Annotated in this window: 17 protein-coding genes and 1 tRNA gene; 4 read left to right on the top strand and 14 right to left on the bottom strand. The window is 51.8% G+C overall.

All coding sequences use genetic code 11. The features are described from left to right. Positions 1-4 precede the first annotated feature (4 nt). From B5F38_RS01130 to B5F38_RS01170, 9 genes are all read right to left on the bottom strand, one after another. On the bottom strand, positions 5-1,792 hold the full coding sequence (locus B5F38_RS01130) for a BatD family protein (RefSeq protein WP_087407479.1): 1,788 nt from the start codon (positions 1,790-1,792) through the stop codon (positions 5-7). Positions 1,793-1,823: 31 nt separating this feature from the next. Beyond that, entirely contained in the window at positions 1,824-2,648 is an 825-nt protein-coding gene (locus B5F38_RS01135; RefSeq protein WP_087407480.1) for a tetratricopeptide repeat protein, read from the bottom strand. Positions 2,649-2,656: 8 nt separating this feature from the next. Next, entirely contained in the window at positions 2,657-3,694 is a 1,038-nt protein-coding gene (locus B5F38_RS01140) for a VWA domain-containing protein (RefSeq protein ID WP_087407481.1), read from the bottom strand. 13 nt (positions 3,695-3,707) lie between these two features. Then, positions 3,708-4,691, bottom strand: a complete 984-nt coding sequence (locus B5F38_RS01145; protein ID WP_087407482.1) for a VWA domain-containing protein — start codon at positions 4,689-4,691, stop codon at positions 3,708-3,710. A gap of 52 nt (positions 4,692-4,743) precedes the next feature. Next, the gene (locus B5F38_RS01150; RefSeq protein WP_087407483.1) at positions 4,744-5,730 is read right to left on the bottom strand and encodes a DUF4381 family protein; all 987 of its coding nucleotides are present in this window, start codon (positions 5,728-5,730) and stop codon (positions 4,744-4,746) included. Between the two features lie 17 nt (positions 5,731-5,747). After that, positions 5,748-6,617: a DUF58 domain-containing protein gene (locus B5F38_RS01155; RefSeq protein WP_087407484.1), complete on the bottom strand. Its 870-nt coding sequence runs from the start codon at positions 6,615-6,617 to the stop codon at positions 5,748-5,750. A 27-nt stretch (positions 6,618-6,644) separates the two neighbouring features. Next, the gene (locus B5F38_RS01160) at positions 6,645-7,640 is read right to left on the bottom strand and encodes a MoxR family ATPase (RefSeq protein WP_087407485.1); all 996 of its coding nucleotides are present in this window, start codon (positions 7,638-7,640) and stop codon (positions 6,645-6,647) included. 166 nt (positions 7,641-7,806) lie between these two features. Further along, positions 7,807-9,207, bottom strand: coding sequence for an HU family DNA-binding protein (locus B5F38_RS01165; protein WP_087407486.1), 1,401 nt, complete (start codon positions 9,205-9,207; stop codon positions 7,807-7,809). Next, positions 9,204-9,491, bottom strand: a complete 288-nt coding sequence (locus B5F38_RS01170) for an HU family DNA-binding protein (RefSeq protein ID WP_087407487.1) — start codon at positions 9,489-9,491, stop codon at positions 9,204-9,206. The genes B5F38_RS01165 and B5F38_RS01170 overlap by 4 nt, the downstream gene beginning before the upstream one ends. A 200-nt stretch (positions 9,492-9,691) precedes the next feature. On the opposite strand from B5F38_RS01170, the gene ppk1 reads away from it, so the two are divergent. The 3 genes from ppk1 (at position 9,692) to B5F38_RS01185 (ending at position 14,186) form a co-directional block, all read left to right on the top strand. Continuing rightward, the gene (gene ppk1 / locus B5F38_RS01175) at positions 9,692-11,791 is read left to right on the top strand and encodes a polyphosphate kinase 1 (RefSeq protein ID WP_087407488.1); all 2,100 of its coding nucleotides are present in this window, start codon (positions 9,692-9,694) and stop codon (positions 11,789-11,791) included. A 131-nt stretch (positions 11,792-11,922) separates the two neighbouring features. After that, complete coding sequence (locus B5F38_RS01180; protein WP_143240880.1) at positions 11,923-12,870, top strand: hypothetical protein; 948 nt, start codon at positions 11,923-11,925, stop codon at positions 12,868-12,870. A 239-nt stretch (positions 12,871-13,109) separates the two neighbouring features. Further along, a complete protein-coding gene (locus B5F38_RS01185; protein ID WP_087407490.1) occupies positions 13,110-14,186 on the top strand; it encodes a choloylglycine hydrolase family protein in 1,077 nt (358 codons plus the stop codon). Positions 14,187-14,267: 81 nt separating this feature from the next. On the opposite strand, the gene B5F38_RS01190 is transcribed toward B5F38_RS01185, so the two are convergent. The 3 genes from B5F38_RS01190 to aspS are packed head-to-tail and all read right to left on the bottom strand — an operon-like array spanning position 14,268 to position 17,900. Next, entirely contained in the window at positions 14,268-15,038 is a 771-nt protein-coding gene (locus B5F38_RS01190) for a C4-type zinc ribbon domain-containing protein (RefSeq protein WP_087407491.1), read from the bottom strand. A gap of 3 nt (positions 15,039-15,041) precedes the next feature. Further along, on the bottom strand, positions 15,042-16,139 hold the full coding sequence (locus tag B5F38_RS01195; protein WP_087407492.1) for a Nif3-like dinuclear metal center hexameric protein: 1,098 nt from the start codon (positions 16,137-16,139) through the stop codon (positions 15,042-15,044). 6 nt (positions 16,140-16,145) lie between these two features. Continuing rightward, positions 16,146-17,900 (bottom strand): aspartate--tRNA ligase, encoded by a 1,755-nt coding sequence (gene aspS, locus B5F38_RS01200; protein WP_087407493.1) that lies wholly within the window; start codon positions 17,898-17,900, stop codon positions 16,146-16,148. Between the two features lie 210 nt (positions 17,901-18,110). On the opposite strand from aspS, the gene B5F38_RS01205 reads away from it, so the two are divergent. Beyond that, positions 18,111-18,185, top strand: a tRNA-Pro gene (locus tag B5F38_RS01205). 200 nt (positions 18,186-18,385) lie between these two features. Here the strand turns inward: B5F38_RS01205 and B5F38_RS01210 are convergent. Both B5F38_RS01210 and B5F38_RS01215 read right to left on the bottom strand, forming a co-directional pair. Then, complete coding sequence (locus B5F38_RS01210; protein WP_087407494.1) at positions 18,386-21,433, bottom strand: T9SS type A sorting domain-containing protein; 3,048 nt, start codon at positions 21,431-21,433, stop codon at positions 18,386-18,388. A 107-nt stretch (positions 21,434-21,540) separates the two neighbouring features. After that, on the bottom strand, positions 21,541-23,325 hold the full coding sequence (locus B5F38_RS01215; protein WP_087407495.1) for a SusD/RagB family nutrient-binding outer membrane lipoprotein: 1,785 nt from the start codon (positions 23,323-23,325) through the stop codon (positions 21,541-21,543). Between the last annotated feature and the right edge of the window lie 18 nt (positions 23,326-23,343).

Here is a 23,343-nt window from a genome sequence, read left to right on the forward strand (position 1 = left end):
TGTTTTACTTTTTCACCGTATTTTCCATTTTACCGATGGCCTCGACCGTCTGAGTATAGAGCTCGTCCATAGCCTCGTCGGTCTGCGAGGGTGCATATTGGGCAAACTCGCAACGGCCCAGTATGTCGTTGAACTCGGCTATCAGTTCGGCACTGGCACCGTATTTCTCCAGCTCGGCAGCCACGTTGTCTTTGGTCAGCTCCGAATTGGGCAACCCGAGTTTATCGCTCAGGTATCCCCATACGGCCTTGAGTACCTCGTCGTAGAAGTGCTCCCGGTCGTGGTTCTTCAGGTATTTGCCGGCTACCTTCAACCGTTTCGAGGCTACCTTGTTGGCTTTCCGATTCTTCATCAGAGCCACATTGGCGTTAGCCTTGGCCTGCTTGCGGTTGATGATGACAAAGACAATGAATGCCAGAGCCGGGACGATGTACCACAACCAGTAAACCCAGTTGTCGATATAGAGGGTCGGGGTCTGTACCAGATTCATCTTGTCCAGCTTGATATAGTGAATATCCTGGTTGAGCAGCTTCAAATCCTCTTTGTTGGAGAAGTTGGTGACGGTCTTTCCTCCGCTGCCGGGAGCACCCTTGTCGACCGTAATCTCATACGCTTCGGTACGCAGGGTTTTGTAACTCTTGCTCTTGATGTCGAAGTACGAGAACTCTACGGCCGGGATTTTGAACGTACCGGCAAAGCGGGGAATGGTGGTGTACTCTACCGTGCGGGTTCCGCTCACCCCACCGGCCGAAGCCTTCACATTCACATCGACCTTGGGGTCGTAGGTGTCGAAATCGTTGGGCAACTGCAACTCGGGGTTCTTCAGGTATTTCAAGTTGCCCGATCCCTTGATGGTCAGTTTCAAGGTAATGGCCTCGTTGGCCTTGACGTGGGTCGAGCTGATGGAACTGCTCAGCGAGAAGTCGCCTACCCCACCCATGAACGAGGCCGGTTTACCGCTGGGCAAAGGCATCACCTCGACCGAAGTGGTATTGGTGCTTACCGACCGGCTTACTCCCTGAGGCACCCGCATGGGACCAAAGGGACCGTTGACCAGTTGATAGGTTTCTACCTGAAAGTCGAACTTGCCGGGCGTGATGGTAATCTTGCCCGTACGTTGCGGGAAGAGCAGGCACTGTTTCAGCACGGCTACCTTGTAGTTTACGCCGTTGTAGTTCTCCAGACTGAACGAGGTATTTTGCGGCAGGTCAATATCTTGTACTACAAAGCCTTCGAACGAGGGGAAACTGTAATTCTCGGCTTGTACGCCCGAAGCCTGCGTATACAGCTTGATGGTGGCCAACACGGCCTCCTGCTCATATATCCGGCTCTTGGAGAGTATCAAACGGGCAAACAGCGTCGTGTTGTCGCTGCTCTGCCCACCCGAGCGACCCGACGAAGCGCTGGCCTTGTCGGGCGGTAATACGGTCAGTTTCCAGGTATTGGTCGACAGGGTGCGCCCGTCGGCCGAGATGGTGGCCGGTGCAAAGGTGTAGCTACCCTCTTTCTCGGCCCGCAGGGTGATGACGTGGGTCTCGGTAGTCTGGCGATCGACTTTGCCGTTGACCACCGACACGCTCGTACCCGAGCTCGTACCCTGATACAACACCTTGCAACCTTTGAATTCGGGCAATTTCAAATCCTTACCCGAAGCGTTGTACAACGTGTATTCCAGTTGAAACTGCTGTCCCTGTATCACCTGCCGGGGCCCATCGACCGCAAAACGCACATTGTTGGCCCACAGTCCAGTAACACAGACCAGCGTAAAGAACAAAATCAAATATCTTTTCATCGCTCTGTTGTATATAAGTTAGACACCCCGATTACCACTCCTTGTCGGTCTTCTTGCGTTTTTGCTGCTGCATCAAAGCCCGTTGCACTTTCTCCTGGGTGTCGCGCTCGTCTTGCTGGATGGCATCGAGAATCTGTTGGGCATTCTCCCGCGACATCTGAGACTGCTGGGGTTGCTGTTGCTGGGGATTATTCTGTTGTTGGTTATCTTTCTGGTCTTGATTCTGTTTATTCTGGTTGTTCTTGTTCTGGTCCTGATTCTGTTGCTTCTGATCCTTCTGCTGGTCCTTGTTCTGGTCCTGCTGATCTTTGTTCTGGTCTTGATTCTGATCTTGCTGTTGTTTCTTCAGCAACAGTTGAGCCAACCGCAGGTTGTAGCGGGTCTCGTCATCTTTGGGATTACGACGCAGCGCATTTTTATACTCTTCGATACTCTGGGCGTAGTTTTTCTCCTGGAACGAGATATTTCCCAGGTTGTGCCAGGCGTGAGCCGTGCGCAGCGTGTCGGACGAGGCCTGCACTATCTTCTTATACTCGTTGCGCGAATCGTTCCACTTCTGCTGCTTGTACAGGGCGGCACCCAGGTTGTAGGTAGCTATCTCGGACGAAGGGTTGGCCTCCAGCGCCTTGCGGTATTCGATTTCGGCCTCGGTATATTTCTTGTCGTTAAACAGGTCGTTTCCTTTCCGTATCGAGTTGCGCTCGCTCTTCTCGTCGATTTTTTTCTCTTTGGGTGGTACGACCTTGGCCGGGGCCTCGTTGGCAGCAGGAGCCGCAGGAACTGCCTGTCCCTGAGCCGAGGCAGTCCATGCCCCACTGGCCAATATCAAACATAGTATATAGTTGATTGCTTTCATAGTGCAAATTACTTTTCTGAATTTTCGGAGAAGAAAGTTATCTTCTTCAGCCAACTGTTCTTGCGGTCGATAATAAAGAGGTCGATCAGCAACAGCACCAGGGCAATCCAGGCCAGACCCTGGAACTGCTCGTCGTATTGCGAATAGACCTTGCTCTCTATATCGGCCTTCTTCATCTTCTTTACCTCGGCCGTCAGGGCCCGCAGAGCCGCATTGGTATTATCGGCTCTCACGTAGATACCGGCACCGGCTTTGGCAATCTCCTGCCCGAGGGCCTCGTTGAGTTTCGAGATGACCACATTGCCATTGCTGTCCTTGATAAAGTTGGTCTCGCTATCACCGATGGGGATGGGTACACCCTCGAGCGAACCGATACCGATGACATCGACCTTGATGTTTTTCTCGGCTGCAGCCTGAGCCATCTGGGCGGCATCGTCCTCGTGGTTCTCGGCATCGGTAATGACGATAATGGCCTTATCTACACTCTCGTTGGGCGAGAAGGAGTTCATGGCGGTAGAGATGGCCCGCCCGATAGCCGTACCTTGTGTAGGTACCATCGAGGGGTTGATGGTGTTCAGGAACATCTTGGCCGACACGAAGTCGGAGGTGATGGGCAACTGCGTATAGGCATCGCCGGCAAAGACGATAAGACCTATCTTGTCGTTGTCGAGTTCGTCGACCAGTTTCGAGAGCATCATCTTGGCCTTCTCGAGACGGTTGGGCGCTATATCCTTGGCCATCATCGAGTTGGAGACGTCGAGGGCAATCATGATTTCTACCCCCTGCTTCTTGACCGTCTCGAGTTTCGAACCGAACTGAGGCCGTGCCAACATGAATATGATAACAATAAATGCCAGTTGCTGAAAGATAAACTTGATCCAGGGCTTGTACTTCGACACATCGGTCATCAGCGGTGCCAGCACCGACGGATTGCCATACTTGGCCAGATTGCGGCGCGAGCGGTATCGCCCGTAGATAAAGAGCCCCCACAGCACAGGGACGAGAATCAGCAGATATAAATATTCGGGTTGTGCAAATCGAAACATAATCAACTTCTTTTTAAGGAATATTTTTCAACAACGTCTGACGCAGGAGTATCTCCAGCCCCAGGCACAAGAGTGCCAAGAGAGCCCATCGGGTATATTCCTCTTCTTTTACACTGAATTCCTTGACGGTGAGCTTGGTCTTCTCCAACTTGTCAATCTCTTCGAAGATACCTTTCAATACGTTCTTGTTGGTAGCTCTGAAGTATTTGCCGTCGGCCGTAGCCGCAATTTGCTGCAGGGCTGCCTCGTCCATCTCGACCGGCATGTTCTGGTAGGTAATGCCGTAGGGGGTCTGTACCGGCGTGGGGGCCAACCCTTTGGTACCTACTCCAATCGTGTAGACGTGTATGCCGAACGACTTGGCTATTTGTGCCGCCGTGGCCGGGGCTATATCGCCCGCATTGTTGGTACCGTCGGTCAGCAGGATGATGGTCTTCGACTTGGCGGGACCGTCCTTGATGCGGTTGATGGCCGTAGCCAGACCGTCGCCGATTGCCGTACCGTCGTCGACCATACCGCAATGTACATCTTTCATCAGGTTGAGCAGCACGGCGTGGTCGGTTGTCATCGGGCACATGGTGAAGCTCTCGCCGGCAAAGATGACCAGACCGATATTGTCGTGCTCACGCCCCGAAACGAACTGGGCAGCTACGTCTTTGGCAGCTTCGACCCGGTCGGGGGTAAAGTCGCGGGCCAACATACTGCCCGAAATATCGAGCGCCAGTACGATGTCGACCCCTTCGGTCGATGAGTTTTGCCAGTTGTCGGTCGACTGCGGCCGGGCCAGAGCAATAATCAGGAAGGCAACGGCCAGTATCCGCAAGGCAAAGTTGAAGTGGCGCAAGTATATCTTGTAGGTGCGCGGCATCTTGTCGAACGGCTGCGTAGTCGAGACCTGCAAAGGGGCCTGCATGTGCTTCTGTTTGAGGATATACCACACGACGGCCGGTATAATCAGCAACAACAGCAGCAGATATAAAGGATTCGCAAATACCATTTTTCAAAAAATCTATTTAAAAAGCCACATGAGCCTTTGTTCAACAATGGGTTTATTCCGGTTTCTCGGGAGCCGTACCGTCGGCAGCAGGTTGTTCGGGTGCCTTCTCTTCGGGCTTGGTCTCTTCGACAAAGTTCTCGGCATACCGCATCACCTGCTCGTTGTCGTCGGGGAGCGGCCGCATCTTGGCAAACTTCACGAAGTCGGCCATCTCGAGAATATCGCGCAACTGCTGGTTCACCGCTTTGGTCTCCTCGTTACGCCGCAGCGTGTCGATAATCTGGGTCGAGGTCATCTCCATGGCGTTGATGTGGAATCGCTGGTCGATGTATACCCGCAGGATTTCGGTCAGGTTGGTATAGTAGGCCTTCTCCTGACCTTGCTGCCAGAGCTTCGAGTCTTTCAACTCGTGCAAAGCCTGTATGGCTCGTTCGTAGGGCGGTATGGCCTTCTCTTCGGCAGCAGCCTCGCCACCCTTGGCCTTGCGACCCCAGCGCCAGTAGGCATAGATACCGGCGGCTATGACAACGAGAGCGATGAGCAGATAGATGACCCATGCCGGCACATAGTCCCAGAGGACGAAGGGAGGAGCATCGACCCCCTTGATGTCAAACTCGGCATGCGTCGTATCGACCGGCACCGGAACCACCTTGAGGCTCAACGACTGGGTCTCGAAAGTATCGTTGTCGATAACATATTTGAAAGGAGGCAGATAGTAGAGGCCCGAGTCAAACGAGGTGATAAGTACCTCGTTGTTGACCTGTATACGGTTGTTTTTCAAATCGACCGTATCGGGTTTCGAAATCTTCAGCACCTCTACGCCGGCTACCAGCGTGTCTTGTATGATAGGCAGCCGCACAAACTTGCCTTTGTCTTGCGACACCTCGAGGCGCACCGTCGTCTGGTCGCCCATCATGATGGCGGCCGAGTCCATCTGGGCCCGCACCACTATCTGATTCTGGGCCGACACCGTTGCGGCACTCATCGACACGAGCAGACATCCGCCAAACACTCGCAATAAGATAGATCGTATTTTCATAGAATCTCAAATTTTTATTACCCTCTTCGCTGGAAGAGATTCATCAGGGCCACCACAAAGTCGTCGTCGGTGGCGATGGTCGCCAGGTCGACACGGCTCTTGCGCAAGGTGGTCAGCATCTTGTCTTGCCGGGCATTCCACCACTCGGCATACCGGGCCCGCACGGCGGCCGACGACGAGTCGACCCACTGCTCGACACCCCGCTCGGAGTCTTGCAACTTGATGAGCCCCACGTTGGGCAGCTGCGACTCCCGACGGTCGTAGACCTGTATGGCTACCAGGTCGTGCCGGCGGTTGGCAATGGAGAGGGCGTTTTTGTAATCGCCGTTATCGATGAAGTCGGAGATTAAAAACGTCGTACACCGTTTCTTGATGGCGTTGGTCATGTACTCCAAGGCCAGACCTATGTTGGTTCCCGTATTGTCGGGGGTGAAATCGATCAGTTCGCGTATGATATAGAGGATATGCTTGCGCCCCTTCTTCGGCGGGATAAACTTCTCGATTTTGTCCGAGAAGAAAATCATGCCGATCTTGTCGTTGTTCTGTATGGCCGAAAAGGCTATCGTGGCAGCGACCTCGGCCATCATTTCACGCTTGGCCTCTCCCACGGCACCGAAGTTACGGCTGGCAGAGACATCGACCAACAACATCACCGTCAGTTCACGTTCCTCTTCGAAAACCTTCACAAAGGGCTTGTTGTAGCGGGCTGTCACATTCCAGTCTATATCTCTCACATCGTCGCCATACTGATACTCCCTCACTTCGGAGAAGGCCATACCCCTCCCCTTGAAGGCCGAGTGGTACTGACCCGCAAAGATGTTGCGGGAGAGGCCCCTCGTCTTTATCTCGATATGACGGACTTTCTTTAACAGTTCACTGGTTTCCATAAACAGCAGCTCTCCCTAACCGGTTATTTAGGGTACTTCTACCTTGTTGAGTATCTCGCTGATAATCTCCTCGGCCGTCATGTTGTTGGCCTCGGCTTCGTAGCTGAGCCCGATACGGTGACGCAGCACGTCGTGGCATACGGCACGCACATCCTCGGGAATCACATAGCCGCGTTGTTTCAAGAAGGCATAGGCGCGAGCTGCCATGGCCAGACTGATAGAGGCACGAGGCGAAGCACCGAACGAAATCATCTCTTTCAAGTCGGCCAGACCGTGATCTTGCGGGAAACGGGTAGCAAACACGATGTCGACGATATAGCGCTCGATCTTCTCGTCGATGTATACCTTTTGTACAATATCGCGAGCCTCGATAATTTCAGAGGGTTTCAGCACCGGTTTAATTTCGACCTTACGTCCGCTGATGTTCTGGCGGATAATCTGCTTCTCCTCCTCTTTCTTGGGATAGCTTATAATCACCTTGAGCATGAAACGGTCGACTTGCGCCTCGGGCAGCGGATAGGTACCCTCCTGCTCGATGGGGTTCTGTGTAGCCATTACCAGGAAAGGATCGTCGAGACGGAACGTCTGCTCGCCGATGGTCACCTGGCGCTCCTGCATGGCCTCGAGCAAGGCACTCTGTACCTTGGCCGGGGCACGGTTGATTTCATCGGCCAGCACGAAGTTGGCGAAGATGGGGCCCTTCTTGATTTGGAACTGCTCCTTGGCCTGGCTGTATACCATGGTACCTACCACGTCGGCAGGCAACAGGTCGGGGGTAAACTGGATACGGCTGTATTTCGAGTCGATCAGCGAAGCCAGCGTCTTGATGGCCAACGTCTTGGCCAAACCCGGAACACCTTCGAGCAAGATGTGACCGTTGGAAAGCAAACCAATCATCAACGAATCGATCAGATGCTTCTGGCCTACAATCACCTGGTCCATGCCCTGTGTAATCATATTCACGAACGAACTCTTGCTGGCAATCAGGTCGTTCAACTCCCGAATATCAACTGTTTCACTCATACGTTTTCTCTTTTTATATTTTCAATTTATACGTTTTTTCACTTTATCTCTCGCAAAATTAGCGATAGAGAGGCTCTATATCTCCCCTATCGCGTTAAAAATGGCTAACCATTCACTTAAAAAAGACTAAGTCGCCAACCCCTTCGGTCAACGACTCAGCTATCGGTCACTCATACTGGCTCAGAATCTTCACGGCCAGAGCCTTGGCAGCTTCGACCGAACGTCTGTCTTTGGCATCGATATGATACTTCGAAGCTTCGGGAATAACCACCCGTGTTCCGATGGGTACCTGATTGGGATTCTTAATCACCTTTTTATTCTCTTCGTAGATATATACCCAGAAGGTCTTGTGTCCGAAGTATTTACGGGCCAACGTCGTGAGAAATACCCCCGATCGGATGGTCTCGACCACCGGCTCGGCCTCTACAGCCGTTGTGGGTGTTGTTGCCGACTGGCTCGTTTTTTCTGTTTTCTCCACACGCTCGGTTTTCTCTGACTGGGCAACCGGCTTTTCAGCTACGGAATCCCGTTCGGCCACATCGACCATAGCCGTCGTATCGACCGGCTCCGATACAACAACCGTATCGGCCACTTGGTTCGCTTGCAGCTGAGGCGCGAATACCTCTTCATTGGTTAGTGAAAGTGTATATTCGCCTATTCGTATACCTTCATCGCCTCGCAAGAAGAACCACACGGCCACCCCGATAACCACGATTACACCCAGTGCCGAGAGAGCTCCCCACCAGAAGGCCCGGCGCGAGGCCGACTTCTGTAAATAGTCGGTATAGTCAGTGTCGGTTTCTACGGGGACAAGTGCCGGAACGTCGGCTTTCGGTTCGTCCGCAACAGGCTCCGCATGGGTTTCAGCCACAGGCTCTACGGCGGGTTGGATCTCGGTCTCGAGCGGTTGCTCTTCCGAGGTTTCGGCTGGCTCATCTTGCTCCAATGAAACCACATCGGGCTCCGGCTCTGTTTCGGCATCCGGGTCAGAGGCCGGTTCAGGTATCACGCCCGATTCGGGAACAACCGGTTGCTCCTCCTTTTCGCCCGGCAGGTCTTCGATCTCCGGCGCTTCAGGCTTATCTGTTTCGGGCATAATGGCGTCTTCAACCTCTTCTTGAAGGGGCATCGCCTCCGGGGCTGCCGGTTCGTCGGCCGCCACCGGCTCCTCTTCGGATCCATCGCCCTCACGACTTTCGGCCATTCCTTCATCGCCTACGGCCATCATGGCCTCGGTCGACACGTGGTCATTGAGAATCTCGACTGAAAAGCTCGAAAAGGGAGCATTCACCGCCTCGCGCAGCACCTTGTCGGGAACAAACGACACCTTGTAATGGCCCGGTATCTCCACCGGCTCGCCCGTCTGCACGTTCACGCTGGCACGAGGTTCTACCCAAATGGGCTTGAATACACCCAGCTCGTTGATTCTCAGCTCCTCGCCCGACGAGATAACCTCTGTCGAAATCGTGAAGAACTCCTTGAGAAAAGCCTCGGCCTCCTTTTTCGTCACATTCAGTTTTGTGGCGAGCAAGGTAACCAAATCGGGGAAAGATATTTTTTCATTCATTTCGACGAGAGCATTTTAAGTTTCATTTTAATAGCGCTGCCCGGCTTAAACGACAGAATCATTTTGGGGGGCACGAGCATGCGTTTGCCCGTAGCAGGATTCACGACAACCCGTTCCAGCTTCTTCTTCGGTTCGAACGTGCCGAACCCCTGAATAGCTACCGAGTCCATCTGTGCACAACGCTCTTTCATGATTTGGAGAAAGGCCGACATATACTCCTCGACCTCCCCTTTATCTTTGCCCAAACGGGTCTGCAACTGCGTCAAAAAAGTTTTGTGATCCATGACCATTGTTTTTCAAGCCCCTGCCAGGGCCATAATTCGCTATCTGCAAAATTAAAAAAATTCTGTGGAATAATTGCACAAAACAACAGATTAGTACGACAAGATATGGAGAAACGGGAGATGCAGATTTGCGAGAAAAAATTTGTGCGCCCGAACATTATTCGTATATTTACCGTTACTTAATCCTTACGGTGACAACTATGGAAAATGTTCGGAAGTATTTCAAACGTGATATCAGTTGGTTATCTTTCAATTACCGGGTATTGATGGAGGCCATGGACAAGACGGTGCCGTTGTTCGACCGCATCAGGTTTCTGTCGATATACCAGTCGAATCAAGAGGAATTTTATCGCGTGAGGGTTTCGGAGTATCACCAGATTCTGTCGGACTCTGCGAAAAGCGACGAGGAGAAGGAGCAGGCCGAGCGTACCTTGGAGTCGATTAACCGGGAAGTCAACCAGCAGGTCGACGACTTCAACAAATTCTTTTTCAACGACATCATCCCCGAACTCGAGCGCGAGGGTATGGTGCTGTACCATCAGGAGAAAATCGAGGAGTGCCACCGGGACGAGGTGCGAAACTTCTTTAAAGAAGAGGTATTCCCTTTCTTGCAGCCGGTGTTGATATTGAAAGACGACATCGTCTCTTTCCTGCGCGACAACCGGCTCTACCTGGCCATCAAAATGTATCGGAAGAGCGAACGCAACAACCCCGACCGACAACCGTTCTATGCCCAGATAAAGATTCCGTTCAGCAAAGTGCCGCGGTTTATCAAGCTCACTCCGCACAACGGAAAGAACTACGTGATGTTTATCGACGACATGATTGCCTTGAACCTCGACATCGTCTTCCCGGGATTCGACATCGACTCGCACTATGCGATACGGGTCTCGCGCGATGCCGACTTTTCCATCGAGCCCAAAGAGGGGGCCAACATTGTCGATGCCGTGCGCAAGCGGGTCAAGAAACGCAAGATCGGCAACGCCAACCGGTTGGTCTACGACGGCTGCATGCCTCGCGACATGCTGGAGTATATCTGCGAAGCCTACGACATTCCGCACGGACAGTGCATCCGCTCGAGCCGGTATCTGAATCTGGAGGACCTGACCAAACTGCCCAACCTCACCGGCAAGGTGTTGAGCGAAACTCTCCCCTCGCCCATGCGGCTGCCCATCTTCGACAACGCCCCGTCGATGTTCGAGGTGATTCGCCATCGCGACTTTCTGATACATTTCCCCTATCAGTCGTTCGACTACCTCACCCGGTTCCTGACCGAGGCTGCCGAGAACCCGGCCGTGACTGAAATAAAACTCACACAATATCGGGTAGCCGAAAACTCCGAAGTGATAGACCAGTTGCTCTACGCCGCCAAACAGGGGAAACAGGTGACGGTATATGTCGAAATCAAAGCCCGGTTCGACGAGGAGAACAACATCATCACCTCGGAACTGATGCAGGAGTCGGGTGTTCGTGTCGTATACAGCACCCCGGGATTGAAGGTCCATGCCAAGGCCTTATTGGTCAAGTGTGCCCCTACCGACAGCTCTCACCCCCAAGCCTATGCTTTCATGAGTACCGGCAACTTCAACGAAGACACAGCCCGCATCTACTCCGACATGGGGCTGTTTACCGTCAACCGCGCCATTACGAGCGAACTCGACAAGCTCTTCTCCATACTCGACGGTTCTTCAAAAGACCGCGATTTCAAGACGTTGCTCGTGGCCCAGTTCAACATGGTCGACGAGTTGAAACGGAAAATACGTTTCGAGATGGAAGAGGCCCGTCAGGGACGGAAGGCACACATCATTCTGAAAATGAACGGCCTGCACGACACGGGCATGATTGATGCCCTCTACGATGCCAGCGAGGCAGGCGTACACATCGACCTGCTGGTGCGCGGCATCAACTGCCTGGTACCCAACCAGCCTTACAGCCGCAACATACACATGACGCGCATCATCGACTCGTACCTCGAGCATGCCCGCATCTGGTACTTCTATGCCGGGGGACGCGAAGAGGTATATCTGTCATCGGCCGACTGGATGCGCCGCAACCTGAACCGCCGCATCGAGACCGCCGTACCCATTTTCGACCAGCATATCAAAAACGAAATCCTGTCGGTCATAGACCTGCAGTTGCGAGACAATGTAAAAGCCTGCCGCATAGACGAATATCTGGGTAACCAATATGTCCGCACCCCAGGCCCACCCATACGCTCGCAACGGATGTGCTTCCACCTGCTGGAGCAGTACTCTACCCCCGACTCTGCTGCGGGCATGCCCGAGATATTTATCAGCTAGCTACTGCTCTTGTCGATATTAAGTTAAAGAACAGGTACAAGGCTCCAATAATTCCGAACAAAAGAATAAAGATTATTATACGTATATTATTCTTTTTATATACTTTTGTCCTGAAACAAAGATCTAAAATTATGAAACGAATTGTACTCTTATGTCTTATCGGAATGTCGATAATACCTCTGTCGGCTCAGACTCTGAAAAAGCAGAACCAAATGTTGAAGGATTCGATCGGTGTCATGCAAAAAGTCATCGACGAAAAGACAACCGCCAATCAGACACTGTCGCAGGAAAACTCGACCCTCAAAAGCAAACACGCACTACTCCTGGCTACTAAAGACTCGCTTGACGGAGCACAGAAAAACTTGTTGGGCAAATACAAGGAGCTGTCGGTCGAGAACGACCAACTGAAAGATTCGCTCTTTGTCTATCGCAACCAGAACAAAGCATTGCGTAATCAGGTAGACAGCCTTAACACTTCGCTGGTAAACCTCACCAACGAGATGAACGCCAAACTCGAATATCTGGCTCGTCAGGAAAAGATTTGGAAACGCAGCAAATACTTTTATATCGCCTATGGTATGACCTCGCTCGACCGAGGTAACGGACAACCGAAATTGAACAGCGATTTTGCATTCTCTATCGGACGTGGCAAAACCTATTACCTGCACAAAAAACCGCTTCTGGGTATGATCAAATTCGGTTTGGACTGGACCTTCTTCGACATTGCCGTAGCTCAATACGAAGAGGAAGACGGACTCTATACCCGGGACGACAGTGATATTTACAAAGGAGAAATCTCCATGCAGTTCGGCCCCTCGATTACCGTCAACCCTATCGACTTCCTGAAGGTCAATCTCTATTTCCGCTACGACCCCACCTACTCGATGATGTTCAATACCAACGGCAACGAGTTCAAAGGCAACTACGGCTCTTACTTCAATACCGGTTTGGCTGCTTCATACAAAGTTATCTCGCTGGGCTATGAATACCGTTGGGGCTCTACTTCATATAAAATCGACGACGAGAACCAGACCTGGAAAACGTCGGGTAACTACTTCTACATCAGTTTCCGGTTCTAAATTCATCGGAGAAAAAATCATATCATACCGACTGAAGTCTCCCTTCGGTCGGTATTTTTTTACCCATTCTTTTCTTCAGCTCCGTTCCCAAACTTTTCACAACCATCGAGCGTTTATAAAAAGGCCGGCAACAGGCTCAGTGACGAGAAATACATTCACCCCCATGGGGTTCGTAAATATTTTCATACCTTTGAATCGGCCAGACTATCGCACATGTTCTAACTTAATATACAGCAACGATGAAACGATTATTTTCCTTACTGATTGCGGCTGCCGCTATTGCTACCCCACAGCTATGGGCGTGCACGGGAATTACCCTCACGGTAAAAGACGGTTCCAAAATCGTAGCCCGTACCATCGAATGGGGCGGCAGCGACTTGAACAGCCAATATGTGATTGTTCCCCGCGGATACGAACAACGCTCCTATGTACCGGGCGGGCAACAAACCGGCATGAAATTTACAGCCAAATATGGCTATGTGGGATTGGCCGTAGAGCAAAAAGAGTTTGTAGCCGAAGGGATGAACGAGGCCGGATTGTCGGCCGGGCTCTTCTACTTTCCCAATTACGGACAATACGAAGCCTATAACCCGGCACAACAAGCCTCGAGCATGGCCGACCTGCAACTGGTTGCCTGGATTCTGGGCAACTTCGCCACTGTCGACGAAGCCATCGAAGGACTGAAAACGGTGCACGTCGTATCGATAGACCCGCGGGCCTCGACGGTCCACTGGCGCATGACCGACGTAACAGGCCGCCAAGTGGTGCTGGAGATTATTGCCGGCAAGATGCAATTTTATGAAAACAAGCTGGGGGTACTCACCAACTCGCCGGGCTTCGATTGGCAAATGACCAATCTCAACAACTACATCAACCTCTATCCGGGAACGACCGAACCCAAGTCGTTCGGCGACATCAAGCTATCCTCGTTCGGTGCCGGCAGCGGATTTCTGGGTCTTCCCGGCGACATCACACCGCCCTCCCGCTTTGTGCGTGCGGCCTTTTACCAGACCACCGCTCCACAGTCCCAGTCTGCAATCGAAGCCGTTACCGAGAGTTTCCACATTCTCAACAACTTCGACATCCCCATAGGAGCTGAGTTTACGACCGGTCAGACTCCTACCGACATCCCCAGCGCTACGCAATGGACTTCGGCTGCCGACATGGCCAACCGCCTGCTCTACTACCGCACCATGTACAACAGCGCCATCCGCTGCTTCGATCTGAAGAGCATCGACTTCGGTCGAGTCAAATATCAGGTACAACCGCTCGACGCCGTCAAGCAACAACCCATACAGACTATTCGAATCAAATAACCTGCGAGCTGCAAGTTGCAGAAAACAAAACAGCCGGTCACCACTCGGGTGACCGGCTGTTTCCATATCGTTTCAATCGATTTAATGCTCTTCCTTTACACCGGCAAGTTCCGGGTCAATCATGATACGTCCGCAGTATTCGCAAACGATAATCTTTTTACGCATCTTGATGTCGAGCTGTCTTTGAGGCGGAATGCGGTTGAAGCAACCACCGCAAGAGTCGCGTTGGATGTAAACCACAGCCAGACCGTTGCGGGCATTCTTGCGGATGCGCTTGAAGGCAGCGAGCAAACGGGGCTCTACCTTGTTCTCGAGTTTCTTGGCCTTCTCTCTCAACTTCTCCTCGTCCTGTTTCGTCTCCGAAACGATTTCGTCGAGTTCGCTCTTCTTCTCGGCCAGGATATGCTGACGATCCTGCAGCGTCTCTTCCGAAGCAGCCACCTCTTTGCTCTTGGCCTCTTGTGCGGCAATGTATTCGTTGATACGTTTCTCGCACAACTGAATTTCGAGAGTCTGATACTCTATCTCTTTCGAGAGGAAGTCAAATTCGCGATTGTTGCGCACATTGTCTTGCTGCTTGGTATATTTGTCGATAAGCGTTTGGGCGTTTTGTATTTCTACTTTTTTGGCCGCTACGGCAGCTTTCAGGTCTTCTATCTCGGTATGATAGTTTTTGATACGCGTTTCAAGACCGGCAATTTCGTCTTCGAGGTCCTGAACTTCGAGGGGCAGTTCGCCTCTCAGCGTCTTTATTCTATCGATCTCCGAGAGAATGGTTTGCAAATCGTACAGTGTTTTCAACTTCTCTTCCACTGTATATTCTTTTTCAGCTTTTGTTTTGTCAGTAGCCATACGTTACAAATAATTTATCGGATTTGTATCTACTTGTGTAGAACGGATTGCAAAGGTAGGGAAATTTTTTTGAATAATCTCACAAAAAATCTCTTTTGTATATTGTTCACTCTCATAGTGACCGATTTCGGCCAGCAGGATACGCGACTCATATTCGAAATAATCGTGATACCGTATCTCACCCGTCACAAACATATCGGCTCCGACGGCAACGGCTCTCGACATGAGCGATGCTCCGGCACCGCCACACAGGGCCACACGCGAAATCTTGCGCCCGTGCAGAGGCGAATGCTTCACACAACCTACCGCAAAGGTATCTTTCAGCTTCTCCAGCACCAGCAGTTCGTCGGCCGGTTCAGGCAAATTGCCCACCACTCCGGCCCCCACCTGCTCCCAGCGATTGGCCAGAGGTATCCAGTCGAAAGCCGGTTCTTCGTAGGGATGGCTCCGCTTCAAGGCGGTCTCGACGGCACCCTGCATGTAGACGGGCACGATTACTTCGAGTCGAGTCTCGGACTCGCGATGCTGCTCGCCTATCGTACCGCAATAGGGATGAGCCTGCACCCCGGGACGATAGGTACCCTCGCCCTCCTGACCGAAACTGCACTGGTCGTAATTGCCGATATGTCCAGCCCCGGCCTCGAACAGAGCGGTTCTCACCGCTTCGACATGAGAAACAGGCACATAGGTAACCAGTTTCATCAGCAACCCGGGCATGGGGTCGAGCACCCGCACCTCAGTCAAGCCCAACTTGCGGGCCATTCTGAACGAGACACCGCCCGGAGCATTATCGAGATTGGTATGGGCGGCATAGATGGCTATGTTGTGTTGGATTGCCTTGATGACAATACGCTCGACATAGCTCCTCCCCGTAATCGATTTCAGCCCCTTGAAGAGCAGGGGGTGATGCGACACAATCAAGTTATAGCCCAAGGCGATAGCTTCGTCGACAACCCCTTCGGTCACATCGAGACACACAACCGCTCCCGAAACCGGCTGAAACCGGTTGCCCACCTGCAACCCGGCATTGTCGTACGACTCTTGCCAGGCGACAGGTGCTACCGACTCGATGGTCTCTATAATATCATTTAGAATTACCACGTGCTGTTAATCCTTCAAATCTACTTTGATACACAATTCGTTCAATTGCGAGTCGTCCAGCGGCGACGGTGCATTGAGCATGACATCGCGACCCGAGTTGTTCTTGGGGAATGCGATGCAGTCGCGAATCGAATCAAGACCGGCAAACATCGATACCAGGCGGTCGAGACCGAATGCCAGACCTCCGTGAGGAGGAGCTCCGTATTTGAAGGCATTCATCAGGAAGCCGAATTGAGCCTCGGCCTGCTCTTCGGTGAATCCCAGCAGGCGGAACATGTGGTCTTGCAACTCGCTGTCGTGAATACGGATAGAACCGCCGCCCAGCTCTACGCCATTGATTACCATGTCGTAGGCATTGGCCCGCACGGTTCCCGTATCGGTATCGAGCAGGGGAATATCTTCGGCCTTGGGCGAGGTGAAGGGGTGGTGCATCGCATAGAAGCGTTGTGTCTCGTCGTCCCACTCGAACAAGGGGAAGTCGATAACCCACAGCGGAGCAAAGGTATTCTTATCGCGCAAGCCCAGACGCGAACCCATCTCCAGACGCAGTTCGCACAGTGCCTTGCGGGTCTTCATCGCAGGACCGGCCAGAATCAGCAGCAGGTCGCCCGGTTTGGCTCCGAAACGTTCGCCCCACTTCTTCAGGTCGTCGGGCGAATAGAATTTGTCGACCGACGACTTGGGATTTCCGTTCTCGTCGAAACGTACATAAATCAAGCCCTTGGCTCCGATTTGCGGACGTTTCACAAAGTCGGTCAACTCGTCGAGCTGTTTGCGCGAATAGGTAGCACACCCTTCGGCGCAGATACCGCCTACATACTCGGCACTGTCGAACACCCCGAAGTTGTGGCCCTCGGTCAAATCCTTCAGTTCGACAAAGCGCATGCCGAAACGCATATCGGGTTTGTCGCTACCGTAGTATTTCATGGCATCGGCCCACGTCATGCGCAAGAACGGCTCGTTGAACTCGATACCGCGGATTTTCTTGAACAGATGCTTGATCATGCCCTCGAAGATATTGAGAATATCCTCTTGCTCCACAAACGACATTTCGCAGTCGATTTGCGTAAACTCGGGCTGACGGTCGGCCCGCAGGTCTTCGTCGCGGAAACACTTTACAATCTGGAAATAGCGGTCGAAGCCCGACACCATCAGCAACTGCTTGAGGGTTTGCGGCGACTGCGGCAACGCATAGAACTCGCCCGGATTCATTCTCGACGGTACCACAAAGTCGCGGGCTCCCTCGGGAGTCGATTTTATCAGCACAGGCGTCTCTACCTCGAGGAAGTTCAACTCGTCGAGATAACGGCGCACCTCGAAAGCCATCTTGTGACGCAACTCGAGATTGCGGCGTACAATGGGACGGCGCAAATCGAGATAACGGTATTGCATGCGAATGTCGTCGCCACCATCCGATTCGTCTTCGATGGTAAAGGGCGGAGTCTCGGCCGTATGGAGAATGACCAGTTTCTCGGCTATGATTTCGATGTCGCCCGTCGGCAGATTGGCGTTCTTGTTCGAGCGCTCGGTCACGGTACCCGTCACCTGTATCACATATTCGCGCCCCAGTTTATTGGCCTGGTCGCACAAACCGGCGTTGGTCTCCTGGTTAAATACCAACTGAGTGATACCGTAGCGATCGCGCAGATCGACAAAAGTCATACCACCCATCTTACGGCTGCGTTGCACCCAACCGGCCAGGGTTACCTGTTGGCCCACATGGCTCAATCGCAGCTCTCCACATGTATTCGTTCTATACATTGTTATAGGATTTATATGTTTTGTTGTTATTGATTTCGGTTACTCAACGGCATTCGGAACAGCCCGAATGTCCTTGCAAAATTAAAATAAAACATCGGTAAACAGGTATCTTTTACCGAAGAATTTGATAAAAATATGGGCGCATAGTTGGCGATACGAAAAAAAGCAGTAAATTTGCCCTGCCCAAAAAGAGAGGGCCATTGCTTGTTTCGGGGTGTAGCGCAGTCCGGTTAGCGCACCTGCTTTGGGAGCAGGGGGTCGTGGGTTCGAATCCCGCTACCCCGACAAAACAATAAAGGCATTGGCAATCGTTGTTCATGCGGTTGCCAATGCCTTTTCTGTTTCACCCATCTCCTCACTCTACCCCACTCCATTTGTATTCTTCCCTGGCGGGAAAAAAAAGAAAGGTTATCCGATTCACATCGGATAACCTTTCGAGAGAGGCAGTCTTTTTCAGACTGATTATAATCTAAAACAATCTTAGATTATTTTTTGATCATCTTTTGGTTGCGAATTACGCGACCGTTTTGCATCTTCACTACATAAACACCGGCAGAGAGGTCAGATACATTAGCCGATTCGGGGTTGTTCTTCAAGAACTTAACGAATTGACCGTCGGCAGTGTATATCCAAGCCTTTTCTACGTTGTTGAAGTAGATCATATCGCTCGTAACCGTGGGATACATCGACGAAACAGCAGAGAGACCACCGTTTTCGTTGACTACGTTCTCGATACCCGATACTTCGTTCATTTCGGGTTCGTCGGCAACACCGGTATCACGGAAGTCGGCATAACCGGCAGCCGGTTCACGACCAGCATTCGAGCCAGAAACTTCAACCGGGAAGTCGATCGAGAAACCTTTTTGCGTGCCGCCCGTGGGACCGGGGTGCGGGAACCATGCATCGGAGAATACCATACGCAGACGAGTCGTACCCACTGCAGCATCCTCGGGAACATTGATGATGAAGGTCGAACCCGATACGATCGAGTCGGTACCGGCATTCAGCTGACCAACCTCGAAGAGTTTTTCGTCGGTCGTAGCATCGAACTCGTAGTTGATATCCCAGTCCATATAAGCAACACCGAAGCAGTACTTGAGGTTATCGTCCAAGTTGGCACCTTTGAGAGTCAAGGTTACTTTCTGACCTTGCTCAACTTTCAGTACATACTCCTCGGCGAAGAGGTAGTTTTCACCACCTACAGAGTCGCTTCTCGAGTAGTCGAGGTTTTGAGTAGCACCGGTCGTCTTCACTTCGGCAATGTAACGAGTTCTCAAAGCGGTCTCGTAACCATCGGCAGCCGAGTTGATGTACGTCGGAGGATATTGCGAGTTGGAAGCCTCGGGCAAAGTTTCGGTAGAACGTGCGATGTGAACCCATTCGATGGGCGAGTAGGTCTTCATGTCTTTCGATACCGAACGGATACCTACATAAGGATCGTCGTTTTCGTTTGCGAATTGGATGTTACCAATATAAGCCGACCAGGTAGAGGTACGACCTACTTCCGATACACGGCCGTCTTCGCCATTCTTGTAGAAGAGTTCGAAGTGATCTACGTTTACTTCGTCGTTGTAAATCATGCCGTAGTCTTTACGTGCAGGCGAGAAACCGGTGGGATCAACTTTCCAAGTCAGTTTCACCGACAACGAAGAGGTAGTCTCTTCTTTTACTTCGGCGATGATGCTTTCGCCATCGATGCTGGCCGGAGCCGAAGAAGCACGGTCGTCGCTCAGCATGAGTTGACCAATCATGATCTTATAGTCGTCATTGGCAGCCGAACCTTTTACACGGAAACCGATGTATTCGATTACATCGCCGGCGTTAAGACCTGTAAGAGCAATCTCTTTCTCTTCCCAGGTTGCACCAGCCAGGTCGCCTACGGGGAATTCCATCCAGTTCGAATCGTCGAATTTTCTCAAGATGAGGTAGAGGTTCGAAGCGTTGGTACCCTCAACACCCGTCTTCACAGCAATTTTAGCTTTAGGATTACCAGCCGAAACATTCAGTTTGGCACGATACAACCATACGTCGGCACCCGTCGAAGTGGGAGTACCTTTCAGGCGCAACGAAGAACCACCGATGTAAGCATCTTCGTGAGTAAACTCGGCCTTGATGTCGTTAGAGAGGGTTTCGGTACCCGTGTTGTAGATGACCCAACGATAGGTAGGTACATAGTCTTGCTGACCCATATTGTACCAGCTACCCAGTGTCTTTTTACCTTTGTAGGCATAGAAATCACCGTTACCCAGCGTGAAGTTGGTGTTGAAAGGCAGGTCGCCTTGGATAGCCGTACGCTCGGGAATGAACGAAGCCAGACCGCAGAACGAGGTCAACTGTTGGTCGATACCAACAGAGGGAGATACTTGGAAGTTACCGGCCGAGTTCGAGACAACCGGACGATTCAGCGGCGTGCGGTTAGCACCCGAGAATACCTTCTCCAACAGCGTCTGATAGTTGGATTGCAACTCCATCAGCGAGTTACCTACCGTATATTGGAAGATACGGCTTACTTTGTGCTCGCCCCACAGACATACACCACACTTCTTGGATTGCTCATCTTGGTTCAGAGCGGTCCAACGACGGTTCAAGGTTACCATCCATACACCGGCGTAGAGACCGTCGGCAGAACCCATGGCCTGCTCGGCAGTCGTTACAGACGAAGCAATACTCCACGAGAAGTCATTGGCAGCATAGTTCAGCATCAGGTCGGCCGTCTTACCGGTCTCTTTTGTACCAAATACAGCATCCAAGTTGTAGTTGGTCAACGACGAGCTGCTCGTATAGATACCGATGTGGAAGCTGTCGAAACCAATCTCCTCAGCTCTTTTGTAAAGAGCTTTGTGGAAAGCCATTACATCGGCATTTTTATAGCCTTCGTCCTCGAAATTGTAGTTGATACCATCGAGACCCAGATAAATCAAGGCATTCAACAGGGCATCGACATAACGGAACGAGCCGTCTTCGTTCTTGGTCGTAATAAACTTAACATACTCACTCGATGTTCCTCCAGGAGTCCAAGACTCGAAGAACTTGATACCCGAGAACATGTGGGTACCGTTTTTGTGAGCGGCATCGGCCCACGAACCGGGAGCTTGCAGAATGCTGTGGTTCCAGGCACCATAGAGGTTGGTGTAGTTCCACATGGAGTAAACGTCGTTGTGGAACTCGGCGCTGGGATAACCGCCAATCAGGTCACCTTGACCGGTAGGAATGTTCATCCACAACCGACGGGTAGGATACACATCGGGAACGATGTTTTTGTCGGCATCCTCCATGATGGCGGCAGGACGCACGTGCGAACGCGAGAACTCCAGGTCGAGATTGAAACCGGCAGCCTCAAACTCCTCCTTGGTAGGATACTTGCGGCCCTCGTCGGCTGCCTTGGCAAAGAGCACGAGCAGCTGATCGTCGTCCCATGGAGCAAAGTCAAAAATCTCAGTCGATGCAGACGCGGGGTAGGTTACGTCCTGTGCCTGCACGTTTACGGCTGTGCCTAAGAGCAGAGCCGCACCGAATACGGTAAACTTCTTCATGATAAAAACATTAAATTAAAAAAAAGATTGTGTTTTTTGTTATAGCGAGGAGCGGGGAAGCGACCCGAGGGGGTTCTCCCCCGCTCTGTGACTATACTGGTTGAAAATTAGAAATTGGAACCGGCTACGTCCCACCATACACGAGTACCTTGCGTATCGCTACCGCCCAATGCTTCGATACCCGAGGCGGTGATATCGGACATACCTACCGACGTATCACGACCGGGCAGAGGTATCTTGCGGATAATATCGCCCTGTACCAGGCTACCGTCGCCATCCTCTACGTTCAGCACCTCGAACTGTTTGGGATAGCCGGTGCGGCGCATGTCGTTCCAAGACTCATAAGAGTACGGGAAAGCGGCAATGTACTTCTGGGTAATGATTTTCTCGAGTTTCGTCTCTTGCGAGTCACCTTCGTTCCACTTCACACCGATGGTGGTCACGCTCTCGGCATCGTAGCTGTGATCGTACTGATCTACATATTTATAGGCCACAGGAGCTTCGAGGCTCATGTACTCGTCGACAGCATTGGGATAATAAGTAGACATCAGACGGTGTTCTACCTGAGCGTTGCGGATACCTTGCTCGTAGAACTGTTGAGCGCTACCGCCCATGTTCCAACCACGCAGAGCACCTTCGGCACGCAGGAACTCAACCTCCGAAACCTTCATCAGATAGAGCGGAGCATTAGCCATCTCACCATTGTTTTTAATGGACGAGTAAGCAATGCGGAAGTTGTCCTTGTAGGCCTGACCCTGAATCATACGGATACCGGCACGCAGACCCATGATGCGGGTATTGGCTTGCATGATGTCATTGGGGTCGGACGAGTTGACAACGATATTGCTGTTCTTGTCGAACACATACTCCAGATAGGGGTGCTTGAGGCTGGCGAGCAGGCTCTCGAACGAAGCGTTCAGACGGGTATCACCCCAGTTGTTGGCAATCTCGAACAAGGGGTTGGTATAACCCATCATCATGGGGTCGAGCAGCAACTCTTGGGCAGTAGTCTCTACAACACCGGCTTGAACAGCCTCTTCGGCCCATTTCTGAGCTACACTGGGTTGAACCTTCACGGTGTGCATGGCCATACGCAGTTTCAACGAGTTGGCCAGGCGGCACCACGATGCTACGCTCTTGTCTTGAGTCATCACATCGTATTGACCCAAAATAGATTGTACACCGGCTTTGTACCAGTCGGGACGACTGTCGAAGTGCTTCAAGCAGGCGTTGATGGTATCGAGGTTATCTACGATAGAAGCGTAGATATCGGCCATCTTGTTGAAGGTAAAGGGGTTGCTCTCCTTATTGGACTTATGGTCTACATAAGGAATAGAACCGTAGAGGTCGACCATCTCTTGTGCCGAATAGTCGAAGATCAACAGACCGATAGCTTTCAATTCGGGAATCGAATCGATTGTGGGGTGGTTGATCATGTTGGCGATGTTGTTCTTGATGCTGAGGAATGCACCATAAGGGCCATCGCAATAGTCCTGGTTGTAGGCATAGGTCGACTTGAGCGAGCCACCCAGACCAGTTGCAAAATTGTGGGGTACTACCAGATAACCGGCATAGTTATCGACCGTGATGTTGTAGACATACTGGTATTGGTGCGGACCCGGGGTCTGACCATCTTTACCACCACGCAGGTAGTATTGGGCTGTCTTCATCTGAGCAAAGTATTGCTGCAAATCGGACATAGCATCGTTGAAGCCCTGCTCCGAAATCACTTTCCGATAGTCGATGCTATCGGCTTTACCTCTGTACACGACCGGATCCAAATCGGTCTGACCGCCGGTAAAGGTATCGGTAGGCATATCGAAATCCAAACACGAGTGCAGGCTTGCAGCCGCAAGCATGGCACAAAATGCCGTTAAAATGGTTTTTTTCATATTTCTATCTTAATTATT

Origin of the sequence: Barnesiella sp. An22 (genome assembly GCF_002159975.1) — a bacterium.
Lineage (GTDB): Bacteria > Bacteroidota > Bacteroidia > Bacteroidales > Barnesiellaceae > Barnesiella > Barnesiella merdigallinarum.

What these genes read in the sequence shown, in the direction of transcription:
- B5F38_RS01210 (WP_087407494.1), bottom strand. Translation starts at nt 21,433, where the DNA reads ATGAAGAAGTTTACCGTATTCGGTGCGGCTCTGCTCTTAGGCACAGCC.
- aspS (WP_087407493.1), bottom strand. Translation starts at nt 17,900, where the DNA reads ATGTATAGAACGAATACATGTGGAGAGCTGCGATTGAGCCATGTGGGC.
- B5F38_RS01190 (WP_087407491.1), bottom strand. Translation starts at nt 15,038, where the DNA reads ATGGCTACTGACAAAACAAAAGCTGAAAAAGAATATACAGTGGAAGAG.
- B5F38_RS01165 (WP_087407486.1), bottom strand. Translation starts at nt 9,207, where the DNA reads ATGAATGAAAAAATATCTTTCCCCGATTTGGTTACCTTGCTCGCCACA.
- B5F38_RS01130 (WP_087407479.1), bottom strand. Translation starts at nt 1,792, where the DNA reads ATGAAAAGATATTTGATTTTGTTCTTTACGCTGGTCTGTGTTACTGGA.
- B5F38_RS01145 (WP_087407482.1), bottom strand. Translation starts at nt 4,691, where the DNA reads ATGGTATTTGCGAATCCTTTATATCTGCTGCTGTTGTTGCTGATTATA.
- B5F38_RS01140 (WP_087407481.1), bottom strand. Translation starts at nt 3,694, where the DNA reads ATGTTTCGATTTGCACAACCCGAATATTTATATCTGCTGATTCTCGTC.
- B5F38_RS01185 (WP_087407490.1), top strand. Translation starts at nt 13,110, where the DNA reads ATGAAACGATTATTTTCCTTACTGATTGCGGCTGCCGCTATTGCTACC.
- B5F38_RS01160 (WP_087407485.1), bottom strand. Translation starts at nt 7,640, where the DNA reads ATGAGTGAAACAGTTGATATTCGGGAGTTGAACGACCTGATTGCCAGC.
- B5F38_RS01180 (WP_143240880.1), top strand. Translation starts at nt 11,923, where the DNA reads ATGAAACGAATTGTACTCTTATGTCTTATCGGAATGTCGATAATACCT.
- B5F38_RS01170 (WP_087407487.1), bottom strand. Translation starts at nt 9,491, where the DNA reads ATGGATCACAAAACTTTTTTGACGCAGTTGCAGACCCGTTTGGGCAAA.
- B5F38_RS01150 (WP_087407483.1), bottom strand. Translation starts at nt 5,730, where the DNA reads ATGAAAATACGATCTATCTTATTGCGAGTGTTTGGCGGATGTCTGCTC.
- B5F38_RS01155 (WP_087407484.1), bottom strand. Translation starts at nt 6,617, where the DNA reads ATGGAAACCAGTGAACTGTTAAAGAAAGTCCGTCATATCGAGATAAAG.
- B5F38_RS01215 (WP_087407495.1), bottom strand. Translation starts at nt 23,325, where the DNA reads ATGAAAAAAACCATTTTAACGGCATTTTGTGCCATGCTTGCGGCTGCA.
- ppk1 (WP_087407488.1), top strand. Translation starts at nt 9,692, where the DNA reads ATGGAAAATGTTCGGAAGTATTTCAAACGTGATATCAGTTGGTTATCT.
- B5F38_RS01135 (WP_087407480.1), bottom strand. Translation starts at nt 2,648, where the DNA reads ATGAAAGCAATCAACTATATACTATGTTTGATATTGGCCAGTGGGGCA.